Annotated in this window: 19 protein-coding genes and 4 tRNA genes; 8 read left to right on the top strand and 15 right to left on the bottom strand. The window is 68.5% G+C overall.

Annotation, left to right across the window (positions count from 1 at the left end; translation table 11 throughout):
- The first annotated feature begins 66 nt into the window (after positions 1–66).
- Positions 67–1,431, top strand: coding sequence for a wax ester/triacylglycerol synthase family O-acyltransferase (locus AU194_RS17515; protein ID WP_059090521.1), 1,365 nt, complete (start codon positions 67–69; stop codon positions 1,429–1,431).
- Positions 1,432–1,437: 6 nt separating this feature from the next.
- Here AU194_RS17515 and AU194_RS17520 read toward each other — a convergent pair whose 3' ends face one another.
- From AU194_RS17520 to AU194_RS17535, 4 genes are all read right to left on the bottom strand, one after another.
- Positions 1,438–2,049 carry a TetR/AcrR family transcriptional regulator gene (locus AU194_RS17520; RefSeq protein WP_082698700.1) on the bottom strand — a complete coding sequence of 204 codons (612 nt, stop codon included), beginning with the start codon at positions 2,047–2,049 and terminating at the stop codon, positions 1,438–1,440.
- A 72-nt stretch (positions 2,050–2,121) separates the two neighbouring features.
- Positions 2,122–2,198, bottom strand: a tRNA-Phe gene (locus AU194_RS17525).
- 40 nt (positions 2,199–2,238) lie between these two features.
- Positions 2,239–2,315 (bottom strand) — tRNA-Asp (locus AU194_RS17530).
- A gap of 30 nt (positions 2,316–2,345) precedes the next feature.
- Positions 2,346–2,418 (bottom strand) — tRNA-Glu (locus tag AU194_RS17535).
- Positions 2,419–2,551: 133 nt separating this feature from the next.
- Between AU194_RS17535 and AU194_RS17540 the strand changes: the two genes are divergently transcribed.
- Positions 2,552–2,627 (top strand) — tRNA-Lys (locus AU194_RS17540).
- 192 nt (positions 2,628–2,819) lie between these two features.
- Here AU194_RS17540 and AU194_RS32240 read toward each other — a convergent pair.
- The 3 genes from AU194_RS32240 to AU194_RS32650 all read right to left on the bottom strand — a co-directional run bounded on the left by AU194_RS32240 (position 2,820) and on the right by AU194_RS32650 (position 5,365).
- Entirely contained in the window at positions 2,820–2,993 is a 174-nt protein-coding gene (locus AU194_RS32240; protein WP_197417651.1) for a hypothetical protein, read from the bottom strand.
- Between the two features lie 146 nt (positions 2,994–3,139).
- Entirely contained in the window at positions 3,140–4,705 is a 1,566-nt protein-coding gene (locus AU194_RS17545) for an NAD(P)/FAD-dependent oxidoreductase (protein ID WP_059090523.1), read from the bottom strand.
- Positions 4,706–4,762: 57 nt separating this feature from the next.
- Positions 4,763–5,365, bottom strand: coding sequence for a TetR/AcrR family transcriptional regulator (locus AU194_RS32650; protein WP_059090524.1), 603 nt, complete (start codon positions 5,363–5,365; stop codon positions 4,763–4,765).
- A 70-nt stretch (positions 5,366–5,435) separates the two neighbouring features.
- Between AU194_RS32650 and AU194_RS17555 the strand changes: the two genes are divergently transcribed.
- A complete protein-coding gene (locus tag AU194_RS17555; protein WP_059090525.1) occupies positions 5,436–5,927 on the top strand; it encodes a DUF2834 domain-containing protein in 492 nt (163 codons plus the stop codon).
- A gap of 7 nt (positions 5,928–5,934) precedes the next feature.
- On the opposite strand, the gene AU194_RS17560 is transcribed toward AU194_RS17555, so the two are convergent.
- Positions 5,935–6,300 carry a group 1 truncated hemoglobin gene (locus AU194_RS17560; RefSeq protein ID WP_059090526.1) on the bottom strand — a complete coding sequence of 122 codons (366 nt, stop codon included), beginning with the start codon at positions 6,298–6,300 and terminating at the stop codon, positions 5,935–5,937.
- Between the two features lie 166 nt (positions 6,301–6,466).
- On the bottom strand, positions 6,467–7,471 hold the full coding sequence (locus AU194_RS17565) for an oxygenase MpaB family protein (protein WP_157576170.1): 1,005 nt from the start codon (positions 7,469–7,471) through the stop codon (positions 6,467–6,469).
- A 71-nt stretch (positions 7,472–7,542) separates the two neighbouring features.
- Here AU194_RS17565 and AU194_RS17570 point away from each other — a divergent pair, with 71 nt between their 5' ends.
- From AU194_RS17570 to phoU, 5 genes are all read left to right on the top strand, one after another.
- A complete protein-coding gene (locus AU194_RS17570) occupies positions 7,543–8,127 on the top strand; it encodes a TetR/AcrR family transcriptional regulator (RefSeq protein ID WP_059090528.1) in 585 nt (194 codons plus the stop codon).
- Between the two features lie 198 nt (positions 8,128–8,325).
- Positions 8,326–9,321, top strand: a complete 996-nt coding sequence (locus AU194_RS17575; protein WP_059090529.1) for an acyl-ACP desaturase — start codon at positions 8,326–8,328, stop codon at positions 9,319–9,321.
- Between the two features lie 32 nt (positions 9,322–9,353).
- On the top strand, positions 9,354–10,487 hold the full coding sequence (dusB, locus tag AU194_RS17580) for a tRNA dihydrouridine synthase DusB (protein WP_059090530.1): 1,134 nt from the start codon (positions 9,354–9,356) through the stop codon (positions 10,485–10,487).
- A gap of 190 nt (positions 10,488–10,677) precedes the next feature.
- The gene (locus AU194_RS17585; RefSeq protein ID WP_059090531.1) at positions 10,678–12,780 is read left to right on the top strand and encodes an LCP family protein; all 2,103 of its coding nucleotides are present in this window, start codon (positions 10,678–10,680) and stop codon (positions 12,778–12,780) included.
- A 90-nt stretch (positions 12,781–12,870) separates the two neighbouring features.
- A complete protein-coding gene (phoU, locus tag AU194_RS17590; RefSeq protein WP_059090532.1) occupies positions 12,871–13,539 on the top strand; it encodes a phosphate signaling complex protein PhoU in 669 nt (222 codons plus the stop codon).
- Between the two features lie 64 nt (positions 13,540–13,603).
- On the opposite strand, the gene pstB is transcribed toward phoU, so the two are convergent.
- The 6 genes from pstB to AU194_RS17620 all read right to left on the bottom strand — a co-directional run bounded on the left by pstB (position 13,604) and on the right by AU194_RS17620 (position 19,318).
- The gene (gene pstB, locus AU194_RS17595) at positions 13,604–14,380 is read right to left on the bottom strand and encodes a phosphate ABC transporter ATP-binding protein PstB (RefSeq protein WP_059090533.1); all 777 of its coding nucleotides are present in this window, start codon (positions 14,378–14,380) and stop codon (positions 13,604–13,606) included.
- A 9-nt stretch (positions 14,381–14,389) separates the two neighbouring features.
- Entirely contained in the window at positions 14,390–15,319 is a 930-nt protein-coding gene (gene pstA, locus AU194_RS17600; protein WP_059090534.1) for a phosphate ABC transporter permease PstA, read from the bottom strand.
- The gene (gene pstC, locus AU194_RS17605) at positions 15,316–16,365 is read right to left on the bottom strand and encodes a phosphate ABC transporter permease subunit PstC (protein ID WP_059090535.1); all 1,050 of its coding nucleotides are present in this window, start codon (positions 16,363–16,365) and stop codon (positions 15,316–15,318) included. The genes pstA and pstC overlap by 4 nt, the downstream gene beginning before the upstream one ends.
- A 49-nt stretch (positions 16,366–16,414) precedes the next feature.
- Positions 16,415–17,527 (bottom strand): phosphate ABC transporter substrate-binding protein PstS, encoded by a 1,113-nt coding sequence (gene pstS, locus AU194_RS17610; protein WP_157576176.1) that lies wholly within the window; start codon positions 17,525–17,527, stop codon positions 16,415–16,417.
- A 121-nt stretch (positions 17,528–17,648) separates the two neighbouring features.
- On the bottom strand, positions 17,649–18,548 hold the full coding sequence (mshD, locus tag AU194_RS17615; RefSeq protein ID WP_059090537.1) for a mycothiol synthase: 900 nt from the start codon (positions 18,546–18,548) through the stop codon (positions 17,649–17,651).
- Positions 18,545–19,318 (bottom strand): response regulator transcription factor, encoded by a 774-nt coding sequence (locus AU194_RS17620; RefSeq protein ID WP_059090538.1) that lies wholly within the window; start codon positions 19,316–19,318, stop codon positions 18,545–18,547. The genes mshD and AU194_RS17620 overlap by 4 nt, the downstream gene beginning before the upstream one ends.
- Between the last annotated feature and the right edge of the window lie 94 nt (positions 19,319–19,412).

A 19,412-nucleotide genomic window follows, 5' to 3' on the forward strand; every position in this document is an offset into this window, starting at 1 on the left:
ACAAAACGTTGCCCGCTCGCTCCCAGTGGGCATATAAGGGAGACCCACGATCCCGAAGGGACTGCGATGAAGCTGATCTCCCCGACCGACTCCATGTTCCTGCTCGCCGAGTCGCGGGAGCATCCGATGCACGTCGGCGGGTTGCAGCTGTTCGAACCGCCCGAGGGCGTCTCGGGTGCGGAGATCCTGCGCGAGATCCACCAGGCGATGGTGGCGCAGAACGACTTCGGTGAGACCTTCCGCAAACACCCGGGGACCGTGCTCGGCGGCGTCGCCAACCTGACGTGGACCGTCGACGACGACGTCGATCTCGACTACCACCTGCGCCGGTCGGCGCTGCCGACGCCGGGGCGGGTGCGTGAACTGCTGGAGCTGACCTCCCGCTGGCACGGCACCCTGCTCGACCGGCACCGACCGCTGTGGGAGGCGCATCTGGTCGAGGGGCTCGCCGACGGCCGGTTCGCGGTGTACGTCAAATTCCACCACGCGCTCATCGACGGGGTGTCGGCGCTCAAGCTGACCCAGCGCACGCTGTCGAAGGACGCCGACGACACCGAGGTCCGCGTGCCGTGGAATCTGCCTTCGAGGCGCCGAAACGTCGAACCGGAATCGAAGTCGCTGCTGCGCAACGTCACCGACCGCGTGGGATCCGTTGCCGCGCTGGCGCCGTCGACTCTCGGACTGGCCCGCGCGGCGCTACTCGAACAGCAACTCCAGCTGCCGTTCGCGGCGCCGCGCACGATGTTCAACGTGCCGATCGGCGGGGCCCGACGGGTGGCCGCGCAGTCCTGGCCGCTGGAGCGCATCCGGTCGGTCAAACAGGCCACCGGCGCGACGGTCAACGACGTCATCCTGGCGATGTGCGCCGGCGCGCTGCGCACCTACCTCACCGAACAGCAGGCGCTGCCGGACGCGCCGCTCATCGCGATGGTGCCCGTCAGCCTGCGCACCGAGGAAGAGCAGGATTCGGGTGGCAACAAGACCGGCGTGGTGCTGTGCAACCTGGCCACCGACGACCCCGATCCGGCCCGCCGCCTCGACACGATCAGCCTCTCGATGCGCCGCAACAAGCAGGTGTTCAGCCAGCTGCCGCGGGTGCAGCAACTGGCGCTGTCGGCGTCGATGATCGCCCCGCTCGGCCTCGGGGCGGTGCCGGGCTTCGTCTCGACCGCTCCCCCGCCGTTCAACATCGTGATCTCGAACGTGCCGGGCAACCAGACGCCGATGTTTTGGCACGGCGCGCGCCTGAACGGCAACTACCCGTTCTCGATCGCCCTTGACGGGCAGGCGCTGAACATCACGATGACCAACAATGCCGACAACCTGGACTTCGGTCTGGTCGGCGCGCGCGGCAGCGTGCCCCATCTGCAGCGGCTGTTGGCCCACCTCGAGGACTCGTTGAAGGAGCTCGAGCGCGCGGTCGGGGTGTGAGACGGGTCAGGCCGGGTCGGGGCGCAGCAGCGCGATCGAGGCGGCGACGGCCTCGTCGGTGATGTCGCTCATCGCGCCGCCGTCCTCGACGGTGATCGCAGTGAGTTCCCGCAGACCGCCGAGCAGCATGACCACGCGTTGCCGCGAGACCGGCCCGATGCCTGCGGAGTGGAACTGGTCGCTGTCGCCGAGCGCCTGCACCATCGCGATGAAGTTCTCCATCACCTCGCGCTGCAGATCGTGGGCGGCGGGTCCGAGCGCGGGCAGGTCGCGGGTGGCGCTGTGCATCAGCGCCGAACGCGCCTCGGCCGAGGAGATCCACGCCTCGACGGCCTGGCGCACCTGTATCCGCCACGGGGAACCGGGGTCGACCGCGGCCGAGATCTGCTGTACCTGGTCGGCGTAGGCCTCGGCGAGCAGGGCGAGGAAACAGGCCTCGCGGCCCTCGAAGTGTTCGTAGAAGGTGCGCCGCGAGGTGCGGGCGCGCCGCACGATGTCGGCGACGGTCGTCTTCTGGTAGCCGTCCTCGCGGATCGACTGCTCGAGCGCGTCGAGCAGTCGCTTGCGGAAGTTGTTCTTGTCTTCCACCGCACCGGGGGCCAGGGATGTCGCGGTCATGTCAGCGAGCATCGTACGACCCCGAGCCGGAAATTGACTGGGAAGAAGAATCTGGGGGGGCTTCCACTGTCCTGGTGGCCAGGGCCGGGATCGAACCGGCGACCTTCCGCTTTTCAGGCGGACGCTCGTACCAACTGAGCTACCTGGCCGGAAGGCACCGGCTCGTTGAGAACCTCTGCCTCGCCGTGATGGCGACCCTGACGGGACTCGAACCCGCGACCTCCGCCGTGACAGGGCGGCGCGCTAACCAACTGCGCCACAGGGCCTTACTGTGTGCTCCGTGCTTCCACGTCGCGTACCCCCAACGGGATTCGAACCCGTGCTACCGCCGTGAAAGGGCGGCGTCCTAGGCCACTAGACGATGGGGGCCTAATCCGAATTCCTCCGGGGTACTCGTCAACGCTTCCGTTGGGAGCTTCGATAGCTTAGGACACGCACAGCCCATATCCAAAACGAGGGTCGGCACCGCACCCGGTGCGGACCCAGTATTGTGGTGCACCGCGCCCCTATAGCTCAGTTGGTAGAGCTACGGACTTTTAATCCGCAGGTCCCAGGTTCGAGCCCTGGTGGGGGCACCAACTTCTCCCGCCGAGACTGCGCACAGATCGCGGTTTGGCAGGTTCTCACGATCTCCCCGCAGTCTCGGCGAGCGCTCACGCCGTCGCCGGTCGAGGAAGTCCTTCCGTGCGCGCGGTCAGGCGCGCGCACACGGTCTGCACCGGCGGCGCCTTGTCGTCGTAGGCGGACGCGATGCACGTCGGCGGGTCGTTTCACCACCGCAGCCCCCCACGCGAGTCGAGAGAGTCGCTCGCGCAGCGCCTCCTCGGCGGGCAGATCGCGCTCGGACCCGCGGAGTCGGCGAGCAGTTCGCACACGGTGTCCTCGATGACCGCGGCCAGCAGGTCGCGGGTCGGGAAGTTCCGGTAGAGCGTCGCGTTGCCCAACCCGGCCGCGGTGGCGATGCGCGCGGTGGGCGGGCGGGAAGCATTGACCGCCGCCGTCGCGCCTGCCCTCGCCGAGTTCGTCCCCTGATCCGTTGACTCTGCGCGGAGGGCGCGGATTCGGCGATTCTCCCGCCCTCACCGCAGAGTCAACGGTCGGCGAGCGCCTGAGTGGCGGCGTTGTACCCCGGCACGAACGTGATCCCGGGCCCGCCGTGACAGCCCGCACTGCCGAGGTACAGCCCGTCGATCGGGATGGGTTGATCAACATAACCTTTCGGCCCGGGACGGTTGGGGCCGATCTGGTCGGGGTGCAACAGGCCGTGGCAGTAGTCGCCGCCGGGGGCACCGAACATCGTGCCCATGTGTTTGGGCGTGAAGGTGGTGTGCCGGAGGATCCGGTCGTCGAAAACCGGTGCCAGCCGGGCAATCTTCTCGATCACCCGCCGCCCCATCTCGGCCTTCATCTCACCGTAGCTCGCCGGGTGGCCGTCATCGGGGATCGGGAACCACAGCGAGAACGCTGACGCGGCATGCTTACCCTCGGGCGCGAGCCCCGGATCGTTGACCGACGGGATCTGCAGGGCGATCGCGGGATCGGCGGGCACGATACCCCGCCGCGAATCCTCCCACTGCTGCTGCAGTTCCTCGGGGGTGCTGAAGATGCCGATGTTGGACTGCATGGCCGGATCGTTGAGCAGTCCGTAGGGTTCGGCGAACTCCGGTACACCGTCGAGCGCGAAGTGCATTTGCAGATAGCTACCGCGGTGGTCAATACGTGAGAATCGTTGCCGCACATCGGCAGGCAGCGCGGCGGGGTCGATCATCCCGTTGACCGTGAGGTCCGGGGCGACCGACGAGACGACGACGGGCGCGGCGATCGTCGACCCGTCGTCGAGGCGCACGCCGGTGACGCGGCCGTCGGACACGGTGATCTCGTCCACCCGCGCGCGCAGCCGCACCTCACCACCGGTGGAGGTGAACTGCTCCCGCAGATGTTCGGTCAGCGCGCCGATACCGCCGCGCAGTTTCTTGACCAGCAGTGCCTTCTCGTCCGGAACGGCGAAACCGTATGCCAGGGCCGCGGCCGTGCCGGGGGTCTCGGGTCCGCGGTAGGTGGTGTTGACCGCGAGCAGTGACAGCATGCCGCGCAGCGCGCCGTGCTTCTCCCGGTCGGGCAGGTAACGGTCGAGCACGTCGGTGACCGAGGCGAACAACAGGTCCGTGATCGCCGACCGCTCGAATTCGTTTGTCGCGCAGGCATACATCTCGTCGATCGACTTCGGCGGCACACCGGCCTCGAACCGGCCCAGCGCCCGCGTCGGCGCCTGGCACCACGCCATCAGCCCGGCCATTCCGTTGACGGCATCGGCGCCGTGCACCTCGTTGAGGTGGGTCAGCAGCTTGACCGGGTCGGTGTAGTAGACGACGGGTTCGTCGCCGACGCCGCGCAGCGACACCGACATCACATCGAGGTCGACCGTGGGCAGGCTGTCGAGGCCGAGTTCCCGGCTCACCGCCGCCGCGGTCGGGATCTGCACCGAGCCGGCGATCTCGAAGCGGAAGCCGTCGAAAAGCTCGACGGTGGAGGCCATTCCGCCGGCGTAGCGCTTGGCGTCGAGGCACAGGGTGCGCAGCCCCGCGCGTTGCAGCAGCGTCGCCGCGGTCAACCCGTTGTGGCCCGCGCCGATGACGATTGCATCGAAGTCCGCCATGCCTGAGGCTGGCACGCCGCGCCGAGTTTTGTCAATATTGACGAAACTTCCGGAACCTCAGAGGTCGCCGACCCCGCCCGCGACGGTGTCGAGCGCCTCGCGGGTCAGCCGCGCCAGCTCCGGCAGCGACCGCCCACCGCCGAGCATCCAGACCTCCATCGCCCCGAACACCGCCGCGGCGATACAGCGCGCGGTGACGGTCATCCGCATCCGCGCGTCGCTGCCGGGTTCGGGCGCCTCGTCGCGGGTGAGGTGTTCCTCGATCGCCTCGGCGAATTCGGCCTCGACCTGGCGGATGTGGCGCGCGACGCGGCCCGGGTCGAGCTCCTGGGCGCGCAGCATCGCGATCTTGGGCAGCGCGGCATCGTCGTACGGCGACGCCATGATCGCGGCGTGCACGGCCTCGATGAGCGATTCGTCGGCGGACCGCTTCGCCAGCGCCGTCCGGAACCACTGCAGGCCGGCGTCGTAGTCGGCGAACAGCAGGTCGTGTTTCGAGGCGAAGTGCCGGTAGAAGGTCCGCAGCGACACCCCGGCGTCCGCGGCGATCTGTTCGGCCGACGTCTCCTCGACCCCCTGGGCGAGGAACCGCACCAGCGCCGCCTGCCGCAGCGCCTCGCGGGTGCGCTCGCTGCGCGCGGTGTGGGCGGGCCGGGCCATGCCAGGCAACGTACCGCACGCCAGTTATGTCAATATTGACAAAACTTCGGCGGGTCACGAGACTCCGGCTATGGTCTCGCTCCTGCTCCACGGGATTCTGGGTCTGGTGGTCGTCGGCCTCCTGATCCGGACCAACCCGCACATCTACTCACGTGTGCCCGCGGGCGCGCAGATCTCGGCGCTCGAAGCCTTCTACTACGTCGTCGGCATCGCCTCGGTGGCGCTCGGCTACTACTTCAACAACCAGTACGTCGCGCAGTACGCGCCGGCGGACGGTCTGCACAACTTCGTGTGGGGCCCCGGCAGCTGGTCGGAGTTCATCGCACTCGGCTACGACAATCCGGCGGCCAGTTCGGCCAGCCAGGACTACACGATCATGAGCGTGCTGATCTTCCCGGTGTGGGCGATCGTCGACGGCCGCAGGCGCGGGATCAACCACGCCTGGCTCTACATCGGGTTCATCCTGTTCGCCAGTTCGGCCGCGGCCTGGGCGTTCTACCTGGCCGCCGCCGAACGCCAGCGCAGGCAGCAGAGGGCAAGGGTCGCAGTCGAAGCGGCTTGAGGCACCATCACGCGCTGCGCGGGGTGGCGATGTCGTCGGCCAGCGGCGCGATCGCCGCGATGATCTGGCTGACGAGGGGTTCGGGGACACCGGCCGCGGTGAGTGTGTCGGTGAGATGCCGCGCGACCAGCGTGAAGTGATGCACGGTGATTCCGCGCCCCTGATGCACCTGCCGCATCGGTGCCCCGGAGTAGGGCTCGGGCCCACCGAGCGCGGCGGCGAAGAACTCCACCTGCTTGCCCTTGAGCCGCGACATGTTCGTGCCCGCGAAGAAGCCCGCGAGCTCCTCGTCGGCCAGCACGCGGCGGTAGAACTCCTCGACGACGCCCTCGAGTGCCTCGGCGCCGCCGATCTGCTCGTAGATCGTGGTCATGCACCGAGGAAACGCGGTCGCGATTGCGCACCGATTGCGCCGCAGTACCCCCGCGGCTAACAACGCCTCACAATCGCCGGGACCCGCCGGTGAGGTTCGCTGACTCTGCGCCCAGGGCGCGATCCGGGCGAAATCCGCGCCCTGGGCGCAGAGTCAACGGAATCGGTCAGACCTTGGGGCTGTAGTGCATCGGGCTGTCGCGGTACTCGACCGGCGGCAGGTTGCGCGCGGGCGTGTGCACCAGCGGGTGGTCGGCGGGCAACCGGCCGGCCTCGCGGTCCCACGCCGACCGGGCACGGGGGTGGTAGCGCCTGCGTTCGGGCAGCAGTTTGAACACCACGTTGACGGCCCTGCCGAACAGCCAGTGCAGCCGCTCGTCACGGCGAGACCAGCTGTAGCCCATCAGCTCCCGCACCGGCGGGTCGTAGAGGCCGACGGTCACCCACACCGCGAACGGTCCCAGCACCTTGAGGTGCAGCTTCCACATCCAGTCCGGAACCCACTGCAGCGACGGATGTTTCGGCATCGTCGACAGGTCGAGGACTTCGCGGGCCGCCCAGTTGTTCTCGAGGACGTTGCGGCACATGTGGTCCCAGTACTCCTGGAATTCCTCCCAGGTCTTCGGGACGGGCCGCATGCTCATCCCGTACATCCGGTACCAGGTGATGTGCTCGTCGAACAATTGACGCTTCTCGTCCTCGGTGAGTCCGTCGCCGAACCGCTCGGCGGTCAGGATCGTGCCCATGAAGAACGTCGAGTGCGCCCAGTAGAAGACGTCCGGGTTCAGCGCGCTGTAGCGGCGCCCCTGATCGTCGACGCCCTTGATGCCGATGTGGTAGTCGCGGACCTCGGCACCGGTCTGCGGCGCGCGGTCGCCGTCGAACACCACGCCGCCGATCGGGTACAGCGAGCGCAGCAGGCGGGGCAGCCGCTCGAGGAAGAAGATCGAGTGCTCTTGCACGGCGGCGCCGAGCTGGGGATGCATGTTCTGCATCGACCCCGCCCACGGCCCCTGCAGCAGACCGCGCCAGTCGCCGAACAGCTTCCAGGTCAGCGAGTCGGGACCCAGGGGCGGCGGGCCGTCGTAGCCGCCGGATGACACCGGACATCCGCTGGCCACGGGGGCGGATTCGCTGGCAGCGACGGGTACCTCGGACGTATCTTGACTCACTGGCGCACTTTCCGGTCGGCGGCCCTGGCAGGTTTGACTACGCGCGTTGTCAGTGTGAGCTTAGGAGGGATGTGTCTTCCGGTCAACGACGCGGACGCTGGTCCGGGGTCCCGTTGCAGGACCGCGCCGCGCTGCGCCGCGACGAACTGATCGCCGCGGGGGTCGATCTACTCGGCGGCGCCGAGGGTCCGAGCCTGACCGTGCGTGCCGTGTGCCGTGAGGCCGGCCTGACCGAGCGCTACTTCTACGAGAGCTTCGAAGACCGCGACGAATTCGTCCGCGCCGCCTACGACGACGTCTGCAGCCGCGCGATGACTGCCCTGAGCAGCGCCGAGACGCCCCGCGACGCGGTCGAACGCTTCGTGAAACTGATGGTCGACGATCCGACCCGCGGGCGGGTGCTGCTGCTGGCGCCGGCGTCCGAACCGGTGCTCACCCAGTCCGGCGCGGCGTGGATGCCCAATTTCATCGAACTGCTGCAGCGCAAGCTGACCCGGATCACCGACCCGGCGATCCAGGCGATGGCGGCCACCGGGCTGATCGGCGCACTGACCGCGCTGTTCACCGCCTACCTGGACGGCAGGCTCACCGCCACGCGCGAACAGTTCATCGACTACTGCGTCGACATGCTGCTGAACCACGCTTCGACCTCCTGACGCGCGCGTGAGGGGCCGCCGACGGGGGTACCCAGCGGTCAGCGAAAAGTGGTCGGAGGTGCTCAAACGACCCGCGGTGACGCACGCGACACTCGCGCGACGGAACTTGATGTCACCGACGTACACAGATAACCTGACTGCAACCGACAGGCACAGACAACGCTGACGGGCTCCCGCACGCGAGGAGGACTACGGGACATGCACGAGAATTTGACCGACCTGCACCTGCTGCACGAGTTGGAGCCGGTCGTCGAGAAGCTGCTCAACCGGCACCTGACCATGCGTAAGGACTGGAACCCGCACGACTTCATTCCGTGGTCGGACGGCAAGAACTACTACGCCCTCGGCGGTCAGGACTGGGATCCCGAGCAGACGAAGCTCTCCGAGGTCGCCCAGACCGCGATGGTGCAGAACCTCCTCACCGAGGACAACCTGCCCTCGTATCACCGCGAGATCGCGATGAACATGAGCATGGACGGCGCCTGGGGCCAGTGGGTGAACCGCTGGACCGCCGAGGAGAACCGCCACGGCATCGCGCTGCGCGACTACCTCGTCGTCACCCGCGCGGTGGACCCCGTCCAGCTCGAGGAACTGCGCGTCGAGCAGATGACCCGCGGCTTCTCCCCCGGCCAGAACCAGCAGGGCGACCTGTTCGCGGAGAGCCTGTTCGACTCGGTCATCTACGTGACCTTCCAGGAACTCGCCACCCGCGTCTCGCACCGCAACACCGGCAAGGCGTGTAACGACCCGATCGCCGATCAGCTGCTGCAGCGCGTCTCGGCCGACGAGAACCTGCACATGATCTTCTACCGGGACGTGTCCGAGGCCGGCTTCGACATCGCGCCCGACCAGGCCATGCACTCGCTGCACCGCGTGCTGCGCAACTTCAAGATGCCCGGGTACACCGTGCCGGAGTTCCGCCGCAAGGCCGTCATCATCGCCGTCGGCGGGGTCTACGATCCGCGGATCCACCTCGAAGACGTCGTGATGCCGGTGCTCAAGAAGTGGCGCATCTTCGAACGCGAGGACTTCACCGGCGAGGCCGCCCGCATGCGCGACGACCTCGGCGTGCTCGTCGAGGAACTCAAGGACTCGTGCGAGAAGTTCGAGACCGCCAAGCAGAAGCGGCTCGAGCGCGAAGCCAAGATGGCCGAGAAGAAGGCCAGTAAGGTCCTCGCGTCATCAGCGTCGTAACCCCAGCCGCCGATACGGCCCGATCCGCGAACCTGCGGATCGGGCCGCTGGCATTGCCGAGCCCGGTCGTCCTCGCCCCGATGGCCGGAGTCACCAACGTCGCCTTCCGCACACTGTGCCGTGAGCTCGAGGTGGCCAGGGCCGGAACGGTCAGCGGCCTCTACGTCTGCGAGATGGTGACGGCCCGCGCGCTGGTCGAACGCCACCCGGTCACGCTGCACATGACCGCGTTCGCACCCGACGAGTCCCCGCGCTCGCTGCAGCTCTACACCGTCGACCCGGCCACGACCTACGCCGCGGCGAAGATGATCGTCGACGAGGACATGGCCGATCACATCGACATGAACTTCGGCTGTCCGGTGCCCAAGGTGACCAAACGCGGCGGCGGGGCCGCGCTGCCGTACAAGCGCAGACTGTTCGGCCAGATCGTCGCGGCCGCGGTGCGCGCCACGGAGGGCACCGACATACCCGTCACCGTCAAGTTCCGCATCGGCATCGACGACGCCCACCACACCCACCTCGACGCGGGCCGCATCGCCGCCGAAGAGGGCGCCGCCGCCGTCGCGCTGCACGCCCGCACCGCCTCGCAGCGGTACAGCGGCACCGCCGACTGGGATCAGATCGCCGCGCTCAAGGCGCACGTCACCAGCGTCCCCGTGCTCGGCAACGGCGACATCTTCGACGCCGACGACGCGCTGGCCATGATGGCCGCCACCGGCTGCGACGGCGTCGTGATCGGACGCGGCTGCCTGGGCAGGCCCTGGTTGTTCGCCGAGCTGTCGGCGCGGTTCACCGGCCGGCCGCTGCCGGAACCACCGACGCTCGGCGAGGTGGCCGACATCGTCCGCCGCCACGGCGAACTGCTCACCGACCACTTCGGCGAGGACAAGGCCATGCGCGACATCCGCAAACACGTCGCCTGGTACCTGCACGGCTTCCCCGCCGGATCGGATCTGCGCCGCGCGCTCGCGCTGGTCAAGACCCGTGCCGAACTGTCGGATCTGCTCGGCCAACTCGACCCCGACGTGCCGTTCCCGCCTGCGGCGACCGGTCCGCGCGGCCGCCAGGGCTCGGCGGCGTCGGTGTCGCTGCCGGAGGGCTGGCTCGACGATCCGGACGACTGCACCGTGCCCGCGGGCGCGGACGTCATGCACTCGGGTGGCTGACCGGTCACGAGACCGAGACGATCTCGAGACGTTCGCCGCCTGGATGCCTCACAGGATCGCTCAGTACGATGTGGTTCTCGTTGCAGCCCGGCTCCGGTGGCGGAGTCCCGACGGTGCTGCTACAAGACAGTGAGCACTGCGCACGTTCGCGACGCGCACCACGCTGGATGAAATCGGAGGCCGATTGGACATGAGTGACGGCGACAACGCCACTCCTGACCCTCGGCGCCCCGGCGACCCACGGTCCGACAAGGACAGGCATACCCGATCGGCGCCGGGTTCTTTCGGTGCCGCGCCGTGGGAGCGCAGTCAACCCTTGAAGCGACGCGCGCCGGAACCCGACGACGCACCCGAAGCGGCCGAAGTCGACGAGTCCGCGGGCAGCCACGCCGACGGTGTGGTGACCGTCGCCGACCTCATCGCCAAACTCAGCGGCGACGGCAGCGGACCGGTCGAGATCACCCCGAAGCGGCGCCGCGCCGAACCAGAGCCGGAGCCCGAACCCGAGCCGCCCGCCCCGGCGACCGAGATCATCGAGCCGATCGTCGAACCGATCCGCGAACCCGATTCCGACCGCCTGGAGACCGAGATCATCCCCGCGGTCACCAGCGCCTACGCCGACGAACTGCCCGTGCTCGCCGCAGAGGAGGACGACGACGACCGGGTGCCGCCGTCGCGCGTCGGCAAGGCCCTCGTCCCCCTCCGCGCCGACGAACCGCACCGCCGCCGGCGGGTGATGATCGCCGGCCGCGCCGCCGCCGCCCTACTGGCCGTGCTCGCACTGGTTCTGACCGGCGGCGCCTGGCAGTGGCAGTCGTCGAAGAACAACAGCATGAACAAGGTGTCCGCGCTGGACCAGGACTCCCGCGACATCATCGACCCGAACGCGCAGTTCGGCGACGAGAACTTCCTGATCGTCGGTGTGGATAGCCGGATCGGCCAGAACAGCGAGCTGGGTGCGGGCACCACCGAGGAGGCCGCGGGCGCCCGGTCGGACACCGTGATGCTGGTGAACATCCCGGCCAACCGCAAACGCGTCGTCGCGGTCTCGTTCCCCCGCGACCTGGCGATCGATCCCATCGAGTGCGAACCCTGGAATCCCGAGACCCGGCAGTACGGGCCGATCATGGATCCGAACTCGCCGATGTACAACCGCGAAGAGGTCTACACCGAGACCAAGCTGAACTCGGCGTACGCCGTCGGCGGGCCGAAATGTCTGGTGAAGGTCGTCCAGAAGCTGTCCGGGCTGTCGGTCAACCGGTTCATGGCCGTCGACTTCGCCGGGTTCTCGAAGATGGTCGACGCGCTCGGCGGTGTCGAGGTGTGCACCACCGAACCGCTGGAGGACTACGAACTCGGCACTGTGCTCGCGAACGCGGGCCGGCAGATGGTCGACGGGCACACCGCGCTGAACTACGTCCGCGCCCGCAAGGTGACCACCGAGATCAACGGCGACTACGGGCGTATCAAGCGTCAGCAGCGGTTCCTGTCGTCGCTGATGCGGGGGCTGATCTCCAAGGAGGTCTTCTTCTCGCTGTCCAAGCTCAACAACGTGGTCAACATGTTCATCGACGACAGCTACGTCGACAACATCGACACCCGCGATCTGGTGACGCTGGGCCAGTCGATCCAGGGTGTGACCGCGGGACGGATCACGTTCGTCACGGTGCCGACCACCGGCTACGCCGACGAGTGGGGTAACGAGACCCCGCGCACAGACGACATGCGGGCACTGTTCGACGCGATCATCAACGACGACCCGCTGCCCGGGGAGAAGAACGCCGACAACACCCCGGTCCCCGGCACCCCGGAGTCGACGACGGCCGACCCCGCGGCCGAGGAACCCACCACCGCCGAAGACCCCGAGAAGGCCGAGCTCGTCAGCGCCGTCACCACCGAACCGCAGGACATCACCGTGCAGGTGTCGAACTCGACCGGGCAGACCGGGCTGGGCGCGAGCACCGCGAACGCCCTGCAGCAGCACGGCTTCAACGTCACCACCCCGGACGACTACCCGAGCGAGCTGACCGACACGACGGTGTTCTTCTCCCCCGGCAACGAGCAGGCGGCGGCCACTGTCGCATCGTCGTTCGCCAACCCCACGATCGAACGGGTCAGCGGGATGGGCGACATCGTGCAGGTGGTCCTCGGCAGCGACTTCAACACCGTCGCGGCCCCGACGCCCAGCGGCTCCCCGGTCCAGGTGAACGTGTTACACGACACCGGCAGCACCCCGGCCCCGCTGCCCGAGGACCTCAACGTCACCAACGCCGCCGACACCAGCTGCGACTGACCTCCCGAACGGCGTTTGGGCAGGTGGGATTCACCGGCAGTTCACCCGCGGCTCCGTGACGGGGCCGCCGGGGACCTCTAGGCTTGACATATGCGTACCGCGTACCACGAGCAACTAGGGGCCCTCACCACTCAACTGGGTGAGATGTGCGGCCTGGCCGGCGGAGCGATGGAGCGCGCGACCCAGGCACTCCTGCAGGCCGACCTGGTGCTGGCCGAACAGGTCATCTCCGACCACGACAAGATCGCCGTGATGAGCGCCCGTGCCGAGGAGGCGGCGTTCGTACTGCTCGCCCTGCAGGCGCCCGTCGCGGGTGATCTGCGCGCCGTGGTCAGCTCCATCCAGATCGTCGCCGACGTGGACCGGATGGGCGCACTGGCGCTGCACGTCGCCAAGATCGCGCGCAGGCGCCACCCCCAGCACGTGCTGCCGGAGGCGGTCAACGGCTACTTCGCGGAGATGGGCCGCGTGGCGGTGGAACTCGGCAACGCCGCGCGCGAGGTGCTGGAGACCCGCGACCCGGAGAAGGCCGCCCGCATCCAGGAGGAAGACGATGCGATGGACGACCTGCACCGCCACCTGTTCACCGTGCTGATGGACCGGGAGTGGAAGTACGGCGTCACCGCCGCGGTCGACGTCACGCTGCTCAGCCGGTTCTACGAACGCTTCGCCGACCACGCCGTCGAGGTCGCGCGTCGGGTGATCTTCCAGGTCACCGGCGCCTACCCGACCGAAGAGGTCATCCCGACGCCGCGCTGAGCGGGTCCGCTACACACACCAGCCCCCGAGGTATCTCGGGGGCTGGCGTCGTGCGGCGAACCGGTCAGCCGAAGCGACCGGAGATGTAGTCCTCGGTGGCCTTCTGCGTCGGGTTGGAGAAGATCTTCTCGGTGACGTCGATCTCGATGAGCTTGCCCGGCCTGCCCGTCGCCTCGAGGTTGAAGAACGCCGTCTGATCGCTCACGCGCGCGGCCTGCTGCATGTTGTGGGTGACGATCACGATCGTGAAGTCCTGTTTGAGTTCGGCGATCAGATCCTCGATCGCCAGCGTCGAGATCGGGTCCAGCGCCGAACACGGCTCGTCCATCAGCACCACGTCGGGCTGGACGGCGATCGCGCGGGCGATGCACAGCCGTTGCTGCTGACCGCCCGACAGCCCGCCGCCCGGTTTGTCGAGCCGGTCCTTGACCTCGTTCCACAGGTTCGCCCCCCGCAGCGACCGCTCGGCGACCTCGTCGAGCGTCTTGCGGTTGCGCATGCCCTGCAGCTTCAGCCCGGCCACCACGTTGTCGCGAATCGACATGGTGGGGAACGGATTCGGCCGCTGGAACACCATGCCGATGGTCTTGCGCACCCCGACCGGGTCGACGCCCGCGCCGTAGATGTCCTCCCCGTCGAGCAGCACCGAGCCCTTGACGTAGGCGCCGGGGATCACCTCGTGCATGCGGTTGAGCGTGCGCAGCACGGTGGACTTGCCGCAGCCCGACGGGCCGATGAACGCGGTGACGCTGCGCGGGGGCACCGACATCGAGACGTCGGCGACCGCGTGGAACGACCCGTAGTAGATGTTGACGTCTTTGAGGTCCAGCCGCTTGGCCATGTCAGGTTCCTAGACTTTCTTGGGGGCGAAGAATCTGGCGAGGTAGCGCGCGCCGACGTTGAGCGCTGCGATGAGGACGACGAGCGTGAGTGCCGCGCCCCAGAGGCGGTCGGTGGGAACGGGATTCGCGCCGGCGCCGGCGGAGGTCTGGTCGTACATCATGCCGGGCAACGAACCCATGAAGCCGCCGAACATGTCGAAGTTCATCGCCTGGGCGTAGCCGACGAGGATCAGCAGCGGCGCCGTCTCACCCATGACGCGGGCCAGCGACAGCAGGATGCCGGTGACGATGCCCGAGAGCGCCGTCGGGATGACGATCGAGGAGATGGTCTTCCACTTCGGCACGCCCAGTGCGTAACTCGCCTCGCGCAGATCCATCGGCACCACGCGCAGCATCTCCTCGGTCGAGCGCACGATCACCGGGATCATCAACAGCACCAGGGCGAGCGAGACCGCGAACCCCGACCGCTGGAAGCCCAGCGTCGCGACCCACAGCGCGTAGATGAACAGCGCCGCCACGATCGACGGCACGCCGGTGAGGATGTCGACCATGAAGGTGGTGATCTTGCCCAGGCGGGTCCCGCCGCCGTACTCGACCAGGTAGATCCCGACGAACACGCCGACCGGGATCGAGATGATCGCGCACACCAGCGCCTGCAGCACCGTGCCGACGATGGCGTGGTAGGCGCCGCCACCCGACTGGAAGGCCGTCATCCCGGCCTGCGAGTGCGTCCACCACGTCGACGACGTCACCGCGCCGATGCCCTTGGACACCACGGTGTAGAGCACCCACAGCAGCGGGACGATCGCCACCACCACCGACGACGTCACCAGGACGGTCGCGACGGCGTTGATGATCCTGCGCCGGGTGCCGACACCCTGGAAGGTGGGTACCTTGACGGGTCGGTCGAGCACCGGGTTCGTCGGAGTCGTCGTCACGATGCGGACCGGTCCTTTCCGGCGACCGCGGCACGGGCCAGCGAGTTCACCACGAAGGTCAGGACGAACAGCACCAGACCGGCGGCGATGTAGGCGCCGGCCTTGTACTGGTCGTTGAATTCGGAGGCCGCGGCGGCGATCTTGCTGGCGAACGTGTAGCCGGCGTCGAACAGCGACCAACCGAAGGCCTGCTGTGTGCCGCGCAGGATGATCAGCAGCGCGATGGTCTCACCGAGCGCGCGGCCCAAGCCGAGCATCGCCCCGCTGATGTAGCCGGACATCCCGAACGGCAGGACCGTCGTGCGGACCACCTCCCACCGGGTGGCGCCCAGGGCCAGCGCGGCCTCGATCTGACCGCGCGGTGTCTGCACGAACACCTCCCGGGTCACCGCGGTGATGATCGGCAGGATCATCACCGCGAGCACGATGCCCGCGGTGAAGATCGTGCCGCCGCCCGCGACGGACGCGTTCCCTGTGTCGAACAGGAACAGCCAGGACAGATGGTCGTTGAGCCAGACCGCGAACGGTTTGATCGCCGGGGCCAGCACGTACAGCCCCCACACGCCGTAGATGATCGACGGCACCGCGGCCAGCAGGTCCACCATGTACCCGAGCGGCCCGGCCACCCGCTTCGGCGCGTAATTGGTCAGGTAGATCGCGATGCCCAACGCGACAGGCATCGCCAGCACCAGGGCGAACAGCGATACGAACACCGTCACCTGCAGCAGGTCGAGGATGCCGAACCGCATCGCCGACGTGTCGGTGGTGACCCAGTTACCGCCGTAGAGGAAGAAGTTCGCCTCGTTGCGCGCCAACGCGGGGACCGCACGCCACAACAGGAACAGCCCGATCGCCACGATGATCGCGACGATGAAGACCCCGGAACCCTCCGCGAGGCCGCGGAAGACCCGGTCGCCGAACCGCACCTTCGCATGCCGCGACGGGTCGGTGGAGAGGGGTTCCGGTTCGGGGAAGGGCGCGGCCATCGCCTCGCCCGATCCCCGTTCCGTCGGATTCGGAAACGTCACATCCACCCTGTCGGTCATCGGCTACGCAATCCATCCTCGCCGTGTTCGCGTCGTGGCGCCACCACGATCAGGCCGTCGAGCCGATCGCGTCGATCGAACCCAGCAACCGCTCCTTGAAGCGGTCGGGCAGCGGCACGTAGCCGGCGGCGGACAGCCCGGCCTGCCCGTCGTTGGCGGCGACGGTGAGGAAGGACTTCACCGCGGCGGCCGTCTCGGGGTCGTAGCCGTTGGAACAGACGATCTCATAGGTGGCGAGAACCAGCGGGTACGCCCCGGCTTCCTTGGTCCCGTAGAGCGAGTTCAGGTCGAGGGTCAGGTCGTTACCCTCGCCCGCGAACTTCGCGGCGTCGATGGCCTTGCCCGCGGTCTCGTCGGTCAGTTCGACGGCGCCGCCGCCGTTGTCGATCTGGGCGTAGTCCAGACCGGCCTGGTCGGCGAAACCCTTCTCGACGTAGCCGATCGACCCCGGGGTGGCCTGCACGGCCTGCGCCACACCGGCCGACTTCTGGGCGCCTTCGCCTGCACCGCCCTGGAATTCGCTGCCGTCACCCTTGGTCCACGTCTGCGGGGCGGCCGCGGCCAGGTACTTCTGGAAGTTGTCGGTGGTGCCCGAGGAGTCCGAGCGGAAGATCGGGGTGATCGCGGTATCGGGCAGCGTCTTGCCCTCGTTCAGTGCGGCGATCGCCGGATCGTTCCACGTCTTGATCTGGCCCTGGAAGATCTTGGCGAGGGTGTCGCCGTTGAGGACCAGGCCCTCGACCCCTTCGATGTTGTAGGCCAGCGCGATCGGGCCGAACACCAGCGGCAGGTTCCACGCCGGGCTGCCGCCGCAGCGCTGGGCGGCCTGCTGGGCCTGGTCGCCCTTGATCGCCGAGTCCGAGCCGGCGAAGTCGACGTTGCGCGCGACGAACTGTTCACGGCCTGCACCGGATCCGGTGGGGTTGTAGGCCAGCGTCTTGCCCGCGCACTTCTGGCCCCACACCTGGTTGAACAGGGCGATCGCGTTCTGCTGGGCGGTCGAGCCCTCGGCGTTCACCGTGTTCTTGCCACCGCAGTCCGCGGCGCCTGCGGCACCGGTGCTCGAGGCCCCGGTGGTCTCGGCGGTGCCCGCGTTGTTGTCACTGCCGCACGCGGTCAGCGTCAGCGCAGCGATCGCGGTGGCGGACAACAGCGTGCCCATGCTCTTGAGCTTCACTTATCCCACTTTCGTAGACGGCGTCGAACCCAACGCGCAACGTATGCGCCGCTGGTGGACGGTCCGCGGATCGCGGGTTAACGACAAGTGAACAGGTTCAGCGACTTCACAGGCTGTCGGCGGCGGCGTAGGCCGCGTCGACGCTGTGGACGTCGAAACCCAAACGGCGGTAAGTCTTCACGGCCGCGCCGTTGTCGGCCTCGACGTAGAGCATGACCGTCGGCTGTGAGGAATCCGACAGCCGGTCGGCGAGGTGGTGCAGCCCGACGGCGGTCAGCGTGGCGCCCAGACCGCGGCCCTGGGCGGCGGGGTCGACACCGACGACGTAGACCTCCCCCAGATCGGGTCCGTGGATCTTCGTCCAGTGGAATCCGAGCAGCTTGCCCGTGGCCTCGTCGAACGCCATGAACAGCCCGTCGGGGTCGAACCAGGGTTCGTCGCGCCGTTCGGCGATGTCGGCGTCGGTCCAGCCGCCCTGTTCGGGGTGCCAGGAGAACGCGGAATTGTTGACGCGCAACAACTCCGGATCGTCGGCGGGTCCGGAGTAGGTGGCCAGCCGGGCGCCCTCGGCGGCGGGCACCGGCGGCAGGTCGGCCAGCGGTCTGCGCATCTGCAACAGCTCACGCGCCACCCGCAGGCCGAGGCCGCGCGCGGTCGCCTGCGCGGCGTCGAGGTTGCCGTGCGCCCAGATGCGCGTTCCCGCACCACCTTTCGCGAGGCCCTCCCGCGCCATGGCGGTCCCGACGCCGCGGCGCCGGAAGTCGGGGTGCACCACGAGTTCGGCCATCGGCGGCGCGGTGTCGGAGGCGGGAGCCAGGTTGAGGTAGCCGACCACGCGGCCGTCCTCGACGCCCACCAGGTGCCGGGTGCGGTCCGCGGGCAGTTCACGCAAGACCTGATCGCCGACCGGGGCCACCCCGTCGGCGCGGGTGGCGGCGGCGATGACGCCGCGGATCTCGTCCTGTTCGGCCTCGGTCAGCGCGTCACGCCAGTCGATCGCCGTCACGGCGCGCGCAGCGGATCCGACAGCGACGGCGGCACACTGTCGGGGGTGTCGTAGTCGTCCTCGTCGTCGGCGAGTTCGGCCTCCGGGGCCGGCGGGCGGCCACGCGCGGGCCGCACGGCCTTGTAGCCGACGTTGCGGACGGTGCCGATCAACGATTCGTATTCGGGGCCGAGTTTGGCGCGCAGGCGACGGACGTGGACGTCGACCGTGCGGGTGCCGCCGAAGAAGTCGTAACCCCACACCTCCTGCAGCAGCTGCGCGCGGGTGAACACCCGGCCGGCGTGCTGGGCGAGGTACTTGAGGAGTTCGAACTCCTTGTAGGTCAGGTCGAGGGGGCGACCGCGCAACCGGGCGGTGTAGGTGCCCTCGTCGATCACGAGCTCACCGAGGCTGATCTTGCCGACGTTCTCCTGGTTGGCGACACCACCGCGGCGGCCGACCAGCAGCCGCAGGCGGGCGTCGATCTCGGCGGGTCCGGTGCTGGGCAGCAGGATCTCGTCGAGCCCCCACTCGTGGTTGACCGCGACCAGACCGCCCTCGTTGACCACGGCCACGACCGGCACCGCCGTCCCCGTGGTGCCGAGCAACCGGCACAGACCTCGGGCGGCGGCCAGGTCGGTGCGGGCGTCGACGATCGCGACGTCGGCGGTTCCGGCTTCCAGCAGAGAGGACACTTCGGTCGGTGCGGCGCGCACGTTGTGCGCGAGCAGCGACAGCGACGGCAGAACCGACTCCGGGTGCGGGTCGACGGTCAATAGGAGCAGATCCACAGGCCCTCCAGCAGTCCGGGGACGTCGGCCGACGTCTTTGTCTGCGGTGATCTCCCAGATTTGTGCCTGACACACGGCCGTTACCGGCCGTTGG

This window comes from Mycobacterium sp. GA-2829, assembly GCF_001499965.1.
Classification (GTDB): Bacteria; Actinomycetota; Actinomycetes; order Mycobacteriales; family Mycobacteriaceae; genus Mycobacterium.